Raw genomic sequence first — 15,742 nt, forward strand, 5'->3', positions numbered from 1 at the left:
AACGCGCGAGGACCCGGTGGCCGCCGGGCCACCGGGTCCTCACATCAGGTTCGAGCCGTCACCCGGGGGTGGTCAGCAGGCGCCCTGGTCCTTCCAGACGCCCCACTCACCGGTGGTGCCGGGGGCCTCGTTCTGCGTCCACCACTGGGCTTTCCAGGTGCGGCCCTGGTGCGAGACGAGGTTGCCGCTGTTGTAGACCTGGCCCGCCACGTACGCCGGGCTGGTGCACGTACCCCCCGGAGGCGTCGTCGGCGGCGTGGTCGGGGGAGTCGTCGGCGGGGTGGTGGGCGGCGTGGTCGGCGGTGTCGTGGGAGGCGTGGTGCCGCCCGGCTGCACCACCGTGGTGCCGCGCGCCAGGTCGCCGGCGAGCGCGTAGGTCGTGCCGGAGATGTTCACCGTCCAGTTGGAGGGCGTGGAGACCGGCAGGTAGTAGTTGAACGCCAGGTCGACCGAGGCGCCGGGGGCCAGCGTCTGCCAGGCCGGCAGCTTCAGGGAGACCCGGTGGAAGTCGCCCTTGAGGCCGCCGACGTTGCTCCCCGTGTGGTCGCTGCTGATCACCTTGGTGCCGAAGCCGGACTGGTCCGAGGCGTTGCCCGGGGCCGCGGTCGAGTAGTCGAACTGGAACTCGGTGCCGCCCGGCAGCGTCGCCTGGGTGTTGTTGGTGATCTTGACCTTGGGGGTGAGCGGGTAGTTGGAGTCGCCCAGCTTGAACTCGGTGAACTCCGTCTTGATGTCCACGGCCTGCGTCGGCAGCGCCTTGTTGGACTTCTTCGCGCCGTACGGGGCGGCGGCCTTGAACTTGTCGTACATCAGCGAGGTGAGCGTGTCGCCCGCCTCGTACTGGCCCTTGGCGGCGTTCCAGCCGTAGTCGCCTGCCATCTCCCAGACCATGGTGCCGCCGATGCCGCGGTTGACCACGTAGTCGGCCTTGGCCGCCACCGACTGCTCGTCCTCGGTGGAGAGGAAGACCTTCTTCTGCGCGTTCCACAGCCACGGCGCGACCAGCGTCGAGTCGTACTTGCGGGCGTAGGTGCCGGTCAGCGCGGTGTTCGCCGGGAAGCCGTACTTGGTGACGTAGTCGCCGACGATCCCCTTCTCGAGGTTCTTCGCGTGCCACATCGGGTTGGAACCGGCCGGCGACTCGGCGCCGGCGGTGTCCTTGTCGTGCCACAGGTTGTCGATGCCGACGGCGCCGTCACCGCACTTGGTCAGGCCGGCGCCGGCCGGGCAGGTGGTCGCGGCCGCCTTGCCCCACAGGCCGTCGGTGCCGCCCTGCACGTTCTTGTGGCCGCGGGTGTAGTACGGCAGGCCGATGTTGATGCGGCCGGCCGGCATGGAGCCGCGGAAGTAGTGGTAGGCCCAGTCGGTGTTGAGGTAGCCGACGCCGCCGTACTGGGAACTGCCGTAGACGTTCGCGGCGGCCAGCTCGGCGTCCTTGCCGTCGTCGAAGAGCGAGGCGTTGGGGCCGACGTACTCGTTCCAGGCGCCGTGCAGGTCGTAGGACATGATGTTGACGTAGTCCAGGTACTTCTGCATCTGGAACGTCTCCATGCCGCGCAGCAGGTACCCGGAGGAGGGCGCGGCGACGGTGAGCAGGTAGTGCTTGCCGTCGGCGGCGCCGGCCCGGTCCAGCTTCTCGCGCAGGCTCTTCATCAGGATGTCGTAGCCCTTGACGAGGCCGGCGCGGCGGGCGTTGGCCAGCTGCCAGTCGAGCGGGTTGCCCGCGTCCTTCATCGTGGTCGGGTACTCGTAGTCGATGTCGACGCCGTTGAACCCGTACTTGCGGATGAACTCGACCGAGGAGTCCGCGAAGGTGTTGATGCCGGCCTGGTTGACCGAGCCGTCGGCGTTGGTGGCCATCGAGTAGAAGCCGCCGGAGGCGACCCGGTTGCCGTCGTCGCCGAAGTAGCCGCCGGTCTCCGCCCAGCCGCCGACCGAGATCAGCGTCTTGACGTTCGGGTGCTGCTTCTTGAACTTCGTCAGCTGGTTGAAGTGGCCCTTGTACGGGAGGGCCGGGTCCATCTCGGCGCCCGCGACTCCCGGCCAGGTCATTCCGGTGGCCGCGTTGTTCGCGTTGTCCGCGCCGACCGAGATCTTGTTGTCGCCGCCGACGTGCGCGAAGGCGTAGTTGATGTGGGTGATCTTCGACCAGGGGATGTTGTTGGCGAGGTAGGCGGGGGTGCCGTCCTTGCCGGTGCGCCAGCCGGTGAAGTATCCGATGACGCGGCGCTGGTGGTCGGCGCCCATCTTCTCGCGGCCCTCGGCGTCGTAGACCGAGCAGTACGGGACGTCCACGCCGGCCGTCTTGTACAGCCCGTCGGGACGACAGCTCTCGTTGTCGGCGGCGTGCGACACGCCCGTCGAGAGCCCGGCCACCAACAGCCCGGCGATTGCGGCGCCGGATGCCAGGAGCATCGCTCTCGTACGTGTGGGGGACAGCATGGTGCCTCCTGGGGAGGGGAGGATGGCAGGACACGGCATGAATCAACTGGGACAGGGCTGAAGCGTGTTGGCCCGTGACGTGCGCACATCTGACGGGCTGTTCCCGGGGAAGATGAAGGGAACGTTAAGAGGACTAGACCACCCCGTCAATAGGTCTGGACCAACTGCGCATCCGTGGAGAGTGCACCCATCTCCGCGACTCCTCGTGTGATCCAGGCCACACCCCGTCACCCGCATGGCCGCCGATCGCCCGTGGCAGACTGGGCTTCAGTATCAGTAGCAGCGCACTCCGGGGTCGGTGTAATTCCGAACCGGCGGTTACAGTCCGCGACCCGTCCGCAGCCAGCGGCCGGTTGACCAGGTGAGATTCCTGGACCGACGGTTAAAGTCCGGATGGGAGGCAGTGCGCGGCGGGCCAGTCACCGGTACGCCGCCGTCGGCGGTTCGTCTACGCATCCTTGCGGATGCGTCCTTGCGGACCGATCTTTCGGCCTCGGCGTCCCCGCGTGTGCTGTACCGCTTCATCTGTCGTATCCCGACAGGCCCCGGAGTCCGTGCCCGATGTGGCAGGAGGACCCGGTGGCGACACACGCCGCGCACGCAGCACCCGACGCGGACAGCCGCGCCATGCGCCGAGCCGTCGAGCCCGCCGCCCGCGGATCCGGCTCCACCATCCCCCGCCTCCTCGTCGGCCGCGTCATCACCGACGCCGCGAGCCTCGTCGGCCCCGACGCCGGGGTCACCACGGAGGCCGGCCGACTGCCCGCCGGGGCCGACGCGGGCCCCGCCGGCGCGGGCCCCGACGCCGGCACCGCCGCCCTGGCCGAAGCGCCACGCCCACGGATCACCGAGACCGCGCGCACCAGCACCGGCATCGCCACTGGCACCGGCACCGGCATCGCCACCGGCATCCGCCTCACCGCCGTCCCCACGGCCGCGTCCGTCCCCACAGCCCCCAAGGAGCACTGAGTGTTCACCGGAATCGTCGAAGAACTGGGCGAGGTCACCGCCGTCGAGCAGCTCACGGAGGCCTCCCGCTTCCGCCTGCGCGGCCCCCTCGTCACCGGGGACGCCAAGCACGGTGACTCCATCGCCGTCAACGGGGTCTGCCTGACGGTCGTGGAGACCGCGGACGGGGAGTTCACCGCCGACGTCATGCAGGAGACCCTGAACCGCTCCAGCCTCGGCGCCCTCGCCCAGGGCTCCCGGGTCAACCTGGAGCGCCCGATGGCCCTCGGCGGACGGCTCGGCGGCCACCTGGTCCAGGGGCACGTGGACGGCACCGGCGAGATCCTCTCCCGCACTCCCTCCGAGCACTGGGAGATCGTCAAGGTCGCCCTTCCCCCGAACCTCTCCCGTTACGTCGTCGAGAAGGGCTCCATCACGGTCGACGGCGTCAGCCTCACCGTCGTCGAGGCCGCCGCCGACTGGTTCACCATCAGCCTCATCCCCACCACCCTCGCGCTGACGACCCTCGGCATCAAGAAGCCCGGCGACCCGGTCAACCTCGAGGTCGACGTCCTCGCCAAGTACGTCGAGCGCCTGCTCGCCGCCGGCGTCGACCCGCTGACCCCCGGGGGAGCAGACCGGTGAGCGCCCTGACCTGGCTCAACGCCGAGGCCTTCGAGGTCTTCGGCCAGAAGGTCATCTGGTCCGACATGATCGGCAACCTGATCGGCCTGGCCGCCCTCGCCCTCGGCTGGCGGCGCTCCATATGGACCTGGCCCGCCCAGCTCCTCTCCGGCCTGATCCTCATCGCCGCCTACGCCTCCGCGCACCTCGCCGGCGGCGTCGGCAAGCAGCTCCTCGTCATCGGCGTGGCCGTCTGGGGCTGGCGCGCCTGGCAGCGCGGCAGACAGCAGGCCCAGGACGGCTCCATCGCCGTACGCACCGCCACCTGGAAGGAGCGCGGACTGCTCCTCACCGGCGCGGTCCTCGGCACCCTCGCCGTCGGCGGCCTGTTCACGCTCTTCCCGCACCTGTCCTGGAGCCCGTGGGCCGACGCCTACATCTTCGTCGGCACCATCGTCGCGATGGTCGCCCAGGCCCGCGGCCTGGTCGAGTTCTGGTTCGCCTGGCTCCTCGTCGACCTCGTCGGCGTCCCCCTCGCCTTCAACAACGGCCTGGCCTTCTCCGGCCTCGTCTACGTCGTCTACTTCGCCCTCGTGCTGTGGGGCGCCTACGACTGGTACCAGCGCTCGCGCACCACCCCCGCCCCGGCCCTGGAAGGAGCAACGGCATGAACGCCCTCAAGACCCCGCTCAAGCCCGTGCCCGACGTACCGGAAGAGTCCTTCCGCCTCGACCCCGTCGAGCAGGCCATCCGCGACATCGCGGCCGGCCGGCCGATCGTCGTCGTCGACGACGAGGACCGGGAGAACGAGGGCGACCTCGTCATCGCCGCCGAGAAGGCGACCCCCGAGATCATCGCGTTCATGATGAGCGAGTGCCGCGGCCTGATCTGCGCCCCGATGGAGGGCCCCGAGCTGGACCGGCTCGAACTGCCCCAGATGGTCCAGCACAACACCGAGTCGATGCAGACCGCCTTCACCGTCTCCGTCGACGCGAGCGGAGCCCACGGCGTCACCACCGGCATCTCCGCCGCCGATCGCGCCACCACCCTGCGCCTCCTCGCCGACGGCGTCAGCGGCCCCGCCGACTTCGTCCGCCCCGGCCACGTCTTCCCGCTGCGCGCCAAGCCCGGCGGGGTCCTGGTCCGCAACGGTCACACCGAGGCCGCCGTCGACCTCGCCCGCCTCGCGGGCCTGCGCCCCGCCGGCGCCATCGTGGAGATCGCCGGCGAGGACGGCGTCATGCTGCGCCTGCCCGAGCTGATCCCGTTCGCCCGTAAGCACGGCCTGACGATCATCTCCATCGAGGACCTGATCGCCTACCGCCGCTCCGCAGAGCCGACCGTGCGCCGCGAGGCCGAGGTCAGCCTGCCGACCGCCTTCGGCGAGTTCACGGCGTACGGCTACCGCTCCACCGTCGACGGCGTCGAGCACATCGCCCTCGTCCACGGCGAGATGGGCGACGGCCGCGACGTTGTGGTCCGGATGCACTCCGAGTGCCTCACCGGCGACATCTTCCAGTCCCAGCGCTGCGACTGCGGCCCCCAGCTGCACGCCTCCATGGAGCGCATCAAGGACGAGGGCCGCGGCGTGGTCGTCTACCTCCGCGGCCACGAGGGCCGCGGCATCGGACTGCTGTCCAAGATGCGCGCGTACGAGCTCCAGGAACGCGGCCGCGACACCCTCGACGCCAACCTGGAACTGGGCCTGCCCGCCGACGCCCGCGACTACGCGGCCGGCGCGCAGATCCTCGCCGACCTCGGGGTGCACAGCGTCCGCCTGCTGACCAACAACCCGGAGAAGTCCGCCGCCCTCGTGCGCCACGGCATCGAGGTCTCGGCCCGCGAGCCGATGCCGACCGAGGCGGGCGAGCACAATCTGCGGTACCTGCGCACCAAGCGCGACCGGATGGGCCACGACCTGCCCTGGCTGGACCAGGCCGCGGCCACGTCCGCCTGCGGCAGCCAGTAACCACGCACCGCACATCCCACACCCCGTACACCCGTACGGCCGGTACATCCCCACCCCACGAACCACCGAGGAGCAGAGCTGTGAGCGGCAAGGGCGCACCCGAACTGAGCGTGAAGAACTGCGGAGACCTCCGAGTCGCCGTGATCGCGGCCCAGTGGCACGAGAAGGTCATGGACGGACTGGTCGACGGCGCCCTGCGCGCCCTGCACGAGCTGGGCATCGACGAGCCCACGCTCCTGCGCGTCCCCGGCAGCTTCGAGCTCCCGGTCGTGGCGAAGGTGCTGGCCGGTCGCGGATACGATGCCATCGTCGCGCTCGGCGTGGTCATCCGCGGCGGCACCCCGCACTTCGACTACGTCTGCCAGGGCGTCACCCAGGGCCTGGTACAGGTGTCGATCGACACCGGAGTCCCCGTCGGCTTCGGCGTACTGACCTGCGACAACGACGAGCAGGCACTCGACCGTGCCGGACTCGAGGGGTCGAACGAGGACAAGGGGCACGAAGCGGTCACCGCCGCCGTCTCCACCGCCATGACCCTGCGCACCGTCAGCGAACCCTGGCGCCAGTAGACAGCGCGGGACCCCTTATTCTGAGGACCATCATGGCGAACAAATCCCCCAAGAGCTTCGAAGAGCTCTTCACCGAGCTCCAGCTCAAGGCCGCCACCGGCGACCCCGGCACGTCCCGCACCGCCGAGCTCGTCGGCAAGGGCGTCCATGCCATCGGCAAGAAGGTCGTCGAAGAGGCCGCCGAGGTCTGGATGGCCGCCGAGTACGAGAGCAAGGAAGCCGCCGCCGAGGAGATCTCCCAGCTGCTCTACCACGTCCAGGTGATGATGGTGGCGCGCGGGATCTCCCTCGACGACGTCTACGCGCACCTCTAGGCCGGAGCCCGCGGCGCGGGCCCACGCGCCGCGCCGCCGCACACCCTCACGCACCTACGCACCAAAGGAAGACCCATGCTGCGCATCGCCGTCCCCAACAAGGGTTCCCTCTCCGGACCGGCGTCGGCGATGCTCCATGAGGCCGGCTACCGCCAGCGCAAGGAGTCCAAGGAACTCGTCACGGTCGACCCCGACAACGAGGTCGAGTTCTTCTACCTCCGCCCCAAGGACATCGCGATCTACGTCGCGTCCGGCAAGCTCGACATCGGCATCACCGGCCGTGACCTGCTGCTCGACTCCGGTGCCAACGCCGAGGAGATCCTGCCGCTGAACTTCGGCCGGTCCACTTTCCGCTACGCCACCAAGCCCGGCACCGCGAAGGGCCCCGAGGACTTCGGCGGCATGACGATCGCGACCTCGTACGAGGGAATCGTCGGCAAGCACCTCGCCGAACTCGGCGTCGAGGCCGCCATCGTCCACCTGGACGGCGCGGTCGAGACCGCCATCGAACTCGGCGTCGCCCAGATCATCGCGGACGTGGTCGAAACCGGCACCAGCCTGCGCAACGCGGGCCTGGAGGTCATCGGCGAGCCGATCCTCAAGTCCGAGGCCACCGTCATCCGGCGCACCGGCGCCGCCACCGACGACCCCAAGGTCTCGCAGTTCCTGCGCCGCCTGCAGGGCGTCCTGGTGGCCCGCAGCTACGTGATGATGGACTACGACTGCCGCGCCGAGCACCTGGAGCGCGCGGTCGCCCTCACCCCGGGCCTGGAGTCGCCCACGATCTCCCCGCTGCACAACGAGGGCTGGGTCGCCGTCCGCGCGATGGTCCCCGCCAAGGAAGCCCAGCGGATCATGGACGACCTGTACGAACTCGGCGCGCGCGCGATCCTCACCACCTCGATCCACGCCTGCCGGCTCTGACGCCCGCCGTCCCCGCCGCGACCCTCCTCCCAGAACCGAGCAGAACCATGGCCGAGTCCGCCGCCCAGCCCGTCACGCCCGCCCTGCCGGTGACCTTCCGGCCGACCCGCACCCGGGCCGTCCTGCTGGGTGTCGGGATCGCCATGTTCGCCACCATCACGGCGATCGCGCTGCTCCTGGAGAACCTCAACCCGGGGGAGCGGGTCAGCTTCGTCTTCACCGCGGTCCTGCTGACCTCCGTCCTGGTCCTGCTCAGCCGGCCCAAGGTCGTGGCGGACGAGGCCGGGGTCACCGTGGTGAACCTCACCACCTCCCGCCGCCTGGACTGGGCGCAGATCCTGCGCGTCAACCTCCGCCCCGGCGACCCGTGGGTGTTCCTGGACCTCAGCGACGGCACCAGCCTCCCGGTCCTCGGCATCCAGCCCGGGGTCGCCAAGGCGCAGGCGATCGGCGACGCACGCGCCCTGCGCGCCCTCGTCGAGACCCGCGGAACCGGCGCGGCCGAGCGCTGAGCCCGCCCAAGCTCGTGGCCGCGTACCGTTGCGGCCGCGATCTCAATGACTACCCTGGTTGGCGGGGCGCGGTCGTGCGCCCTCCCACCGGCCCCGGACCCCGTGGCCCGCGGGCACCTGCGACTTGAGGAGTGACTCCCTCCAGCAATGGACGGATCGTCCGGTAGTACACGCGCCGCCCTCCCCCCGGAGGCGGCGGCATGACCATCCCGCTACTCCTGCTCGTGGCGGCTTTCGTTCTGATCCTCGCGAACGGTTTCTTCGTGGCAGCCGAGTTCGGCCTCGTCACCGTCGAGAAGCCCGAGGCCGAACGCGCCGCAGCCGAAGGTGACCGCCGTGCCCGCACGGTCGTCAAGGCCCTGCGGGAGCTGTCCTTCCAGCTCTCCGGGACCCAGCTCGGCATCACCATCACCTCCCTCGTGGTCGGCATGCTCGCCCAGCCCGCCCTCGCCGCACTGCTGGCCGGGCCGCTCGCCGCGACCGGCCTCCCCGCGGGAGCCGTCTCCGGCGTCGCCGTCGTCGTCGGCATGCTGCTCGCCTCCGCCGTCCAGATGGTCGTCGGCGAGCTCGTACCGAAGAACTGGGCGGTCTCCCGGCCGCTCCAGGTGGCCCGCTTCGTCGCCGGCCCGCAGCACGCCTTCTCCCGCGTCTTCCGGCCCGTCATCGCGGGCCTCAACGCCGTCGCCAACCGCCTGGTGCGCGCGCTCGGCGTGGAACCGACCGACGAGATGGCCTCGGCCCGCACCCCCGGCGAACTGGTCTCCCTGGTCCGCCATTCGGCCCAGGCCGGCGCCCTGGAACAGGACACCGCCGACCTCTTCGTACGGACCCTCTCGCTGGGCGGGCTCACGGCCCAGCACGTCATGACCCCCCGGGTGAAGGTCAGCGCCCTCCAGCACACGGCGACCGCCGCCGACGTCCTCAACCTGACCCGCGCCACCGGCCTGTCCCGCTTCCCGGTCTACCGGGACCGCATCGACGAGATCACCGGCGTGGTCCACCTCAAGGACGCCCTCGCCGTGCCCGAGTCCGAGCGCGGCCGCACCTCCGTGAGCCGGATCTGCGTCGCCCCGCTGCTGGTGCCCGGCTCCCTGCCGGTGCAGCCGCTGCTGGAGCGGCTGCGCAGCGAGCAGCCCATGGCCGTGGTCGTCGACGAGTACGGCGGCACGGCCGGCGTGGTCACCCTGGAGGACATCGTGGAGGAACTCGTCGGCGAGGTCCGCGACGAGCACGACCTCGCGGAGGACGACAACCCCGAGCTGACCGCCGTGGCCGCCGAGGACGGCCGCCCCGCCTGGGAGGCCGACGGCAGCTGCCGGGTGCAGGCCCTGCGCCGGATAGGCCTCGACGTGCCCGAGGGCCCGTACGAGACCGTCGCCGGCCTCGTCGCCGACCTGCTCGGCCGCATCCCCGCCCCCGGGGACCGCGCGGAGCTCCCGGGCTGGCGGCTGTCCGTCCGCCGGGTGCGCCGCAACCGCGCCGAACGGGTGCGGCTGGTCCGCCTCACGGCGGTCCCCGCGGCCGGTCCGCCGGGGTCCCCGTCAGGTGCCCCGTCCGGGTCCGAGTCCGGGGCCCCGTCCGGGACCCGCCGTAGCGCCGCCCGTCCGGCGGGCGCCGCGTCCGGGGTCGGTTCCGGCCGCTGCGACGCACCGAACCCGCAACCGAACCCGCAGCCGACTCCGCAGCCGGCCGCCGAGCTGGAAGGTGCCGTCCGGTGAACGCCCTCCAACTGCTCTTCGCGCTGCTGCTGGTGCTCGCGAACGGCTTCTTCGTCGGCGCCGAGTTCGCACTCGTCTCCGTACGGCGCAGCCAGATCGAGCCGCTCGCGGCCGCCTCCACGAGGGCCCGCCAGGTGCTGTACGGCCTGGAGAACCTGCCGCGCATGATGGCCGCCGCGCAGTTCGGCATCACCATGTGCTCGCTCACCCTCGGCGCGGTCGCCGAGCCGACCGTGGCCAGACTGCTCGAGCCGGTCTTCCACGCCGTCCACGTGCCCGAGGGCCTGATCCACCCCCTCGGCTACGTGCTCGCGCTCGCCGCCGTGGTCTTCCTGCACCTGGTCATCGGCGAGATGGTTCCCAAGAACCTCGCCATGGCCGCGCCGGAGCGGACCGCCCTGTGGTTCAGCCCCGGCCTGGTGGCCTTCGCCCGCCTGTGCGGGCCGGTCACCGCCGCGCTCGGCGCCTGCTCCACGCTGGTCCTGCGGCTCTTCAAGGTCGAGCCCAAGGACGAGGTGGAGGCGGTCTACAACCGGGCCCAGCTCGGCCGGCTCGTCGAGGACTCCCGGCAGGCCGGGCTCCTGGACCCCGGCGAGCAGGAGCGCCTGGAGGACGCGCTGGAACTGGGCAGCCGCCCCGTCGCCGACGTCCTCCTCGCGCGGGAGCGGATCGTGACCGTCGCCCCGTCGGTGACCCCGCGGCAGATCGAGCAGCTGACGGTGCGCACCGGCTACTCCCGCTTCCCCGTCCGCTCCGACAGCGGCGCCTTCATGGGCTACCTGCACGTCAAGGACGTACTGGACCTGGAGGACCGGGAGCGGGCCGTCCCGCAGCGGGTGTGGCGCCGGATGACCACCGTGTGCTCCACCCTCCCGCTCGACGACGTCCTCAGCGTCATGCGCCGGGACGCCACCCACCTGGCCCAGGTCGCCGACCCCGGCGGCCGGGTGCTGGGCCTGGTCGCCATGGAGGACGTACTGGAGATGCTGGTCGGAGAGGTACGGGACCCCGCGCACCGCACGGCCCCGCCGGCCCGCCGCGGCTCCCGCCGCGAGGAGGCCCTGGCGAGCTGACACCGGCCCGGGTCCGGCCCCCGCCCGGGGCCCGGACCCGGGCCGTGCGCGTGACGCCCGCGGGGCCCGGACCCGGGCCGTGCGCGCGCCCTCCGAGGTCTACAGCGGATCCGGGCGGTCCTGGGGGCCGCGGCCGGAGAGGACCTCCCCGTACGCCTGCATCAGGTCCGGCAGCCGCAGCGTCGACAGGTCGTCCCGCGACGGGTCGCCCGCGAAGCCCGCCAGCCGCAGGTCCCGGTAGGCGCAGCTCTTCTCGTACAGGGTGCGCAGGAACCGGCCGTTGCCGAGCTCGTCGATCCACCCCTGCTCGACCACGTGCCCGCTGATGCTGCGCAGTTCCTCCAGTGCCTCGTCGTCCCAGCGGTCCCCGTTCGCGTCCGCCAGCACCCCGCCGATCGCGGTCAGTTCCGGCGGCCGGTAGCTCGGGAAGTCGACCCGGGTGGTGAACCGCGAGGACAGCCCCGGATTGGCCGACAGCAGCCGGTCCATCCCGGCCGGATAGCCCGCGAGGATCACCACCAGGTGGTCGCGGTTGTCCTCGGCCCGCTTCAGCAGCACCTGGAGGGCCTCGTCCCCGTACGCGTCGCCCTTGCTGTAGCCCGAATTGGAGAGGCTGTACGCCTCGTCGACGAACAGCACCCCGCCGATCGCGGAATCGATCAGCTCGTTCGCCTTCACCGCGGTCTGCCCCAGGAACTCGCCCACCAGGTCGGCCCGCTGGGCCTCCACCAGGTGGTCCCCGCCGAGCAGCCCGAGCGCGTAGAAGACCCGGCCCAGGATCCGCGCCACCGTCGTCTTGCCCGTGCCGGAGGGGCCCGAGAAGACGAAGTGCCGCTTCGGCGGCTGCACCGGCAGCCCCTGACCGGCCCGCAGCCGCGCCATGTGCAGCTGCGCGGAGAGCGCCTTCACCTGCCGTTTGACGGGATCCAGGCCCACCATCCGCTCCAGCTCCGCCAGCGCCTCGGCCAGCGCCTCCGGATCGGCCGGCCCGGCCGGCAGCCCCTCGGGCGCGCCCTGCGGCGGCACCGGCACCTTGCGCCGCGCGCCCTCCGCCCGGCCCGCCGGAGGCCCGGGCTGCGCCAGCGGTCCGGGCGGCAGCGGCCCGGGCGCCGGCGGTCCGGGTTCCGCCTGATCGTCCGGCGCGATGTCCTGGACGGGCCCGCCGCCGCCGAGCGCCACCGCCGCGAAGTCCCCGCCGACCGGGGACGGGCCGTGCCCGGCGTAGCCCCCGTAACCGGAGTGGCCCGCGAGCCCCGCGAGACCTGCCATGCCGTCGGAGTCGTCGCCGTCCTCGATCGCGGTCAGCCGGGCCGCCGTGTCCATGAACGACGGATCGACCCGGTGCACCGCCCGGTACAGCGGCAGAGCCGCCGCGCTGCGCCCGGTTCCCTCGTGCGCCCGCGCCAGCCAGTACCGCAGCTCCTTGCGCTGCGGCTGCTCGCTGCGGCACCGCATCAGCGCCGCCGACAGCATCGGCTCCGCCTGCCCGTACATCTCGAGGCGGACCCGGGCCATCCCGCCGAACAGACCCGCCTCGATGCCCAGCAGCGGATCGTCCACCAGCGGTTCCGTGTGCCGCACCAGCTGCTCCCAGTCCTTGACCAGGTAGGCCCGGCAGGCGTGCAGGAAGCGCACCTGCGCGTCGGTGTCCACCGGCGGCAGGGCGGCCAGCGCCTGGTCCAGCTCCGGCACGTGGCGGCCGTCCAGCCAGTGGGAGGCGTGGGCCAGCAGCAGGTCCCGCCGGCTCTCCAGTACCGGCTGCACCCACCAGCCCAGCCAGTACCAGGAGTTCAGCGTCCGCCGGTGCCGGGCGCGCTGCTCGCCGAAGCGGTCGCGGTGCGCGTACATGCGCAATAACGCGTTGGTGGTGTCCACCCGCAGCGCGTGCAGGCCGAGCCAGGCGTCGGCCATCGCGGGATCGAGGCGTACGGCCGCCCGGAACTCCTCCTCGGCCTGCGGGTACGCGCCCATGGTGCAGGCGTCGACCCCCCGCAGCCAGGCGAGTTCGGCCGGGGCGTGCGTGCCCGGCGTGCCGAAATCCATCAGGTCCCCCACAAGCCTGCCCCCGTGGTGCGCGGCAACCCTCGTGTCTCGCACGCGAGTTGCCTGTTGCGCCGATGAAATCAGGGCTGCATCGTACCTGCGGTTCCGCACCATACGTAGGGCGCGGCGGTCCCGGTTCGGGCGGGCGCTCCGGGCCTGTGCGGTGACTGAGGGTGAGGGACTGGTGGGCAGTCGCCCCGCGTGGCGCCGGTGCGCGACCCGTGCGCGGGCGCGGCGAAGCCCCCGATCACGGGGGAACAATCGGGGGCTCCGTGTCCGCGGAGGCCACCAAGGGCCCCGCATTGAGAACGTAAGGCCGGTGCGGTATCCGGGTCAAGACGGTCCGTGACCGCAGCCGCGGGACGGATTCCAGGGCGGCTCAGGCCCGGGGGAGCCCCTCACCCTCGGTGAGGGAAGGGGGCGTTCGTGCTATCGCAGTGGCCCCACAAGACCACTCGTATCCCGTACCGCACTGGCGTACCAGGGTGTCGGCGTAGGGGCGCGAAGGGTCGTCCGAGAAGTGCGCGCGCTCCGCGCGCTCCCATCCGTCCCAGAAGTCGGAAAGTTCACCACCGTCCCGGTTTCGCCCGCGCCCCCAGGACTGCGCCCGGGGCGTTTCCATCCAGAGCAGCCGCGCCAGACGCGGGCGAAGCGCCCGCCGCCCGGCCCCGACCCCCTCGACCAGGACCACCGGCGCCGGCTCCAGCACCCGGAGCGGACCGAAGGCGCGTTCGACCCAGTCGTACGGAGCCCAGTGCGCGGGCCGCCCGGCGGCGAGCGGCTCCAGCACCTGCGCGCGCAGCCGGTCCTCCCAGCCGAACAGCTCCTCGTGGGTGGCGACATCGTCCAGGTGCAGCACGGGCGCACCGCCCAGCGCGGCGGCCAGCCGCCCGGCGAAGGTGCTCTTCCCGGAACCGGCGTGCCCGTCGATCCCGACGAGCCGCACCGGGCCCAGGGACGGCGGCAGCGCGGCGAGCTCCCGCGCGAGCGGTTCGAGCGGCGCGAAGGGCTCGCGCGGTTCGAGTGACGGACCTGACGGGTAGGGCTCCACGGAGTCCAGCCTACGGCCGGACCGGTCGTCCCTCCCGACACGGGGACGCGGCTTCGGCGTGCGGCCACCGGGAACTGGAAGGGTGGAGCCACCGAAGCCCGACCACCCCTGGGGGAACCTCGCGATGACCGCACCCACACCGCGCAGGGCCGTACTCGTCGCCGCACTCGCGGTCGCCACCGCGGCCACCGCCGCCACCGTCTCCGGCGGCAGCGCCTCGGCGGCCGCCCCGTCGGCCCCCCGCGGGCCGGCCCGTACCGTCGACAACCGCTTCTGGCACTCGTACGAGCACTGGCGGGCCGGCATCCACCAGGGCACCACCGCCGTCGACGGCGCCCGTCCGGGCCTGGAGATCGGTGCGGCGGTCGGCCGTACCGAGTACGCCGACCCGCACACCGGGAGGAAGAGCACCTGGGAGTACGCGACCTGGACCTCCCCGGTACACCGCTCGACGGTGCCCGCCACCGAGGCCATCGCCTCCTGGAACGCCCGCACCCCCGCCGGCACCTGGATCCAGGTCGAACTGCGCGGCACCTACACCGACGGCGCCGCCACCCCCTGGTACGTCATGGGCCGCTGGGCCTCCGGCGAACGCGACATCCGCCGCACCTCGGTCGACGGCCAGACCGACGGCAGGTCGACCGTCTGGACCGACACCCTCGCCGTCGACGCCCCCGCGAGCGGACTGCGCATCGCCGACTGGCGGCTGCGCCTGACCCTGTACCGCACGCCCGGCGCCGACCGGGGGCCCACGGTCTGGCTGGCCGGCGCGATGGTCTCCGACGTCCCGGACCGCTTCACCGTACCCGCGGCCGCCCCCTCCGGCCGGGCCCACGAGCTGAAGGTCCCGCGCTACTCGCAGGAGACCCACACCGGCCGGTACCCCCAGTACGACAACGGCGGCGAGGCCTGGTGCAGTCCCACCTCCTCGCAGATGATCATCGAGTTCTGGGGCGGCCGGGCCAGTGCCTCGGCGCTGAACTGGGTCGACCCGAAGTTCTCCGACCCGCAGGTCTGCCACGCCGCCCGTTCCACGTACGACGCCGCCTACAAGGGCTGCGGCAACTGGCCCTTCAATGCCGCCTACGCCGCCACCTACCGAGGCCTGGCGGGAGTCGTCACCCGGCTCGGCTCCCTCACGGAACTGGAGACCCTGGTCCGGGCGGGCATCCCGGCCATCACCTCCCAGTCCTTCCTGCCCGGGGAGCTCACCGGCGCGGGCTACGGCACGGCCGGCCACCTGATGACCGTCGTCGGCTTCACCGCGGCGGGCGACGTGGTCGCCAACGACCCGAACTCACCGGACAACCCGTCCGTCCGCCGGGTCTACGAGCGCCGGGAGTGGGAGAACATCTGGCTCCGCACCAAGCGATACGACGCGAACGGCAAGGTCAGAAGCGGTACGGGTGGTGTCTGCTACGTCTACTGTCCCGCCAGGCCGTCGCCGAACCAGCTCCGCGCACTGCAGGCGCTCGGCCTGGTATGAGCGGGTACGGCCACGCGCCCGTCCCCGCCAGTACGTACGGTGGGTGAGCGTGGCCGCCGATGTCGTCAG

The 15,742-nt window shown here is 72.1% G+C and carries 14 protein-coding genes and 1 riboswitch; of the genes, 11 read left to right on the forward strand and 3 right to left on the reverse strand.

Annotation, left to right across the window (positions count from 1 at the left end; translation table 11 throughout):
• Nucleotides 1–72: 72 nt before the first annotated feature.
• A complete protein-coding gene (locus OTB16_RS24570) occupies nt 73–2,442 on the reverse strand; it encodes a chitinase C-terminal domain-containing protein (RefSeq protein ID WP_267722923.1) in 2,370 nt (789 codons plus the stop codon).
• Nucleotides 2,443–2,722: 280 nt separating this feature from the next.
• A riboswitch (FMN riboswitch) is annotated at nt 2,723–2,853 on the forward strand.
• A 168-nt stretch (nt 2,854–3,021) separates the two neighbouring features.
• On the opposite strand from OTB16_RS24570, the gene OTB16_RS39675 reads away from it, so the two are divergent.
• The 10 genes from OTB16_RS39675 to OTB16_RS24620 all read left to right on the forward strand — a co-directional run bounded on the left by OTB16_RS39675 (nt 3,022) and on the right by OTB16_RS24620 (nt 11,093).
• Nucleotides 3,022–3,411, forward strand: a complete 390-nt coding sequence (locus OTB16_RS39675) for a hypothetical protein (RefSeq protein WP_420717788.1) — start codon at nt 3,022–3,024, stop codon at nt 3,409–3,411.
• A complete protein-coding gene (locus OTB16_RS24580) occupies nt 3,412–4,035 on the forward strand; it encodes a riboflavin synthase (protein WP_267722924.1) in 624 nt (207 codons plus the stop codon).
• Nucleotides 4,032–4,685, forward strand: coding sequence for a nicotinamide mononucleotide transporter family protein (locus OTB16_RS24585; RefSeq protein ID WP_267722925.1), 654 nt, complete (start codon nt 4,032–4,034; stop codon nt 4,683–4,685). Before OTB16_RS24580 ends, OTB16_RS24585 begins: the two co-directional genes overlap by 4 nt.
• The gene (locus OTB16_RS24590) at nt 4,682–5,983 is read left to right on the forward strand and encodes a bifunctional 3,4-dihydroxy-2-butanone-4-phosphate synthase/GTP cyclohydrolase II (protein ID WP_267722926.1); all 1,302 of its coding nucleotides are present in this window, start codon (nt 4,682–4,684) and stop codon (nt 5,981–5,983) included. Before OTB16_RS24585 ends, OTB16_RS24590 begins: the two co-directional genes overlap by 4 nt.
• A gap of 80 nt (nt 5,984–6,063) precedes the next feature.
• Nucleotides 6,064–6,552 (forward strand): 6,7-dimethyl-8-ribityllumazine synthase, encoded by a 489-nt coding sequence (gene ribH, locus OTB16_RS24595; RefSeq protein ID WP_150520523.1) that lies wholly within the window; start codon nt 6,064–6,066, stop codon nt 6,550–6,552.
• Nucleotides 6,553–6,584: 32 nt separating this feature from the next.
• Entirely contained in the window at nt 6,585–6,866 is a 282-nt protein-coding gene (locus tag OTB16_RS24600; RefSeq protein ID WP_267722928.1) for a phosphoribosyl-ATP diphosphatase, read from the forward strand.
• Between the two features lie 75 nt (nt 6,867–6,941).
• Nucleotides 6,942–7,790 carry an ATP phosphoribosyltransferase gene (gene hisG / locus OTB16_RS24605; protein WP_267722929.1) on the forward strand — a complete coding sequence of 283 codons (849 nt, stop codon included), beginning with the start codon at nt 6,942–6,944 and terminating at the stop codon, nt 7,788–7,790.
• Between the two features lie 47 nt (nt 7,791–7,837).
• Entirely contained in the window at nt 7,838–8,302 is a 465-nt protein-coding gene (locus OTB16_RS24610) for a PH domain-containing protein (protein WP_267722930.1), read from the forward strand.
• Between the two features lie 200 nt (nt 8,303–8,502).
• Complete coding sequence (locus tag OTB16_RS24615; RefSeq protein ID WP_267722931.1) at nt 8,503–10,020, forward strand: hemolysin family protein; 1,518 nt, start codon at nt 8,503–8,505, stop codon at nt 10,018–10,020.
• Complete coding sequence (locus tag OTB16_RS24620) at nt 10,017–11,093, forward strand: hemolysin family protein (RefSeq protein WP_267722932.1); 1,077 nt, start codon at nt 10,017–10,019, stop codon at nt 11,091–11,093. The genes OTB16_RS24615 and OTB16_RS24620 overlap by 4 nt, the downstream gene beginning before the upstream one ends.
• Before the next feature lie 99 nt (nt 11,094–11,192).
• On the opposite strand, the gene OTB16_RS24625 is transcribed toward OTB16_RS24620, so the two are convergent.
• Nucleotides 11,193–13,136 (reverse strand): AAA family ATPase, encoded by a 1,944-nt coding sequence (locus OTB16_RS24625; RefSeq protein WP_267722933.1) that lies wholly within the window; start codon nt 13,134–13,136, stop codon nt 11,193–11,195.
• Nucleotides 13,137–13,515: 379 nt separating this feature from the next.
• Nucleotides 13,516–14,187, reverse strand: coding sequence for a uridine kinase family protein (locus tag OTB16_RS24630; RefSeq protein WP_420717789.1), 672 nt, complete (start codon nt 14,185–14,187; stop codon nt 13,516–13,518).
• Nucleotides 14,188–14,311: 124 nt separating this feature from the next.
• Here OTB16_RS24630 and OTB16_RS24635 point away from each other — a divergent pair, with 124 nt between their 5' ends.
• Nucleotides 14,312–15,673: a peptidase C39 family protein gene (locus OTB16_RS24635; RefSeq protein ID WP_267722934.1), complete on the forward strand. Its 1,362-nt coding sequence runs from the start codon at nt 14,312–14,314 to the stop codon at nt 15,671–15,673.
• Nucleotides 15,674–15,742: the final 69 nt, after the last annotated feature.

Source organism: Streptomyces antarcticus (genome assembly GCF_026627255.1).
Classification (GTDB): Bacteria; Actinomycetota; Actinomycetes; order Streptomycetales; family Streptomycetaceae; genus Streptomyces; species Streptomyces antarcticus.

Excerpts from the sequence above, each read along its gene's own strand:
- OTB16_RS24635 (WP_267722934.1), top strand. The coding sequence starts at position 14,312 with ATGACCGCACCCACACCGCGCAGGGCCGTACTCGTCGCCGCACTCGCG.
- OTB16_RS24590 (WP_267722926.1), top strand. The coding sequence starts at position 4,682 with ATGAACGCCCTCAAGACCCCGCTCAAGCCCGTGCCCGACGTACCGGAA.
- OTB16_RS24615 (WP_267722931.1), top strand. The coding sequence starts at position 8,503 with ATGACCATCCCGCTACTCCTGCTCGTGGCGGCTTTCGTTCTGATCCTC.
- OTB16_RS24570 (WP_267722923.1), bottom strand. The coding sequence starts at position 2,442 with ATGCTGTCCCCCACACGTACGAGAGCGATGCTCCTGGCATCCGGCGCC.
- hisG (WP_267722929.1), top strand. The coding sequence starts at position 6,942 with ATGCTGCGCATCGCCGTCCCCAACAAGGGTTCCCTCTCCGGACCGGCG.
- OTB16_RS24625 (WP_267722933.1), bottom strand. The coding sequence starts at position 13,136 with ATGGATTTCGGCACGCCGGGCACGCACGCCCCGGCCGAACTCGCCTGG.
- OTB16_RS24610 (WP_267722930.1), top strand. The coding sequence starts at position 7,838 with ATGGCCGAGTCCGCCGCCCAGCCCGTCACGCCCGCCCTGCCGGTGACC.
- OTB16_RS24600 (WP_267722928.1), top strand. The coding sequence starts at position 6,585 with ATGGCGAACAAATCCCCCAAGAGCTTCGAAGAGCTCTTCACCGAGCTC.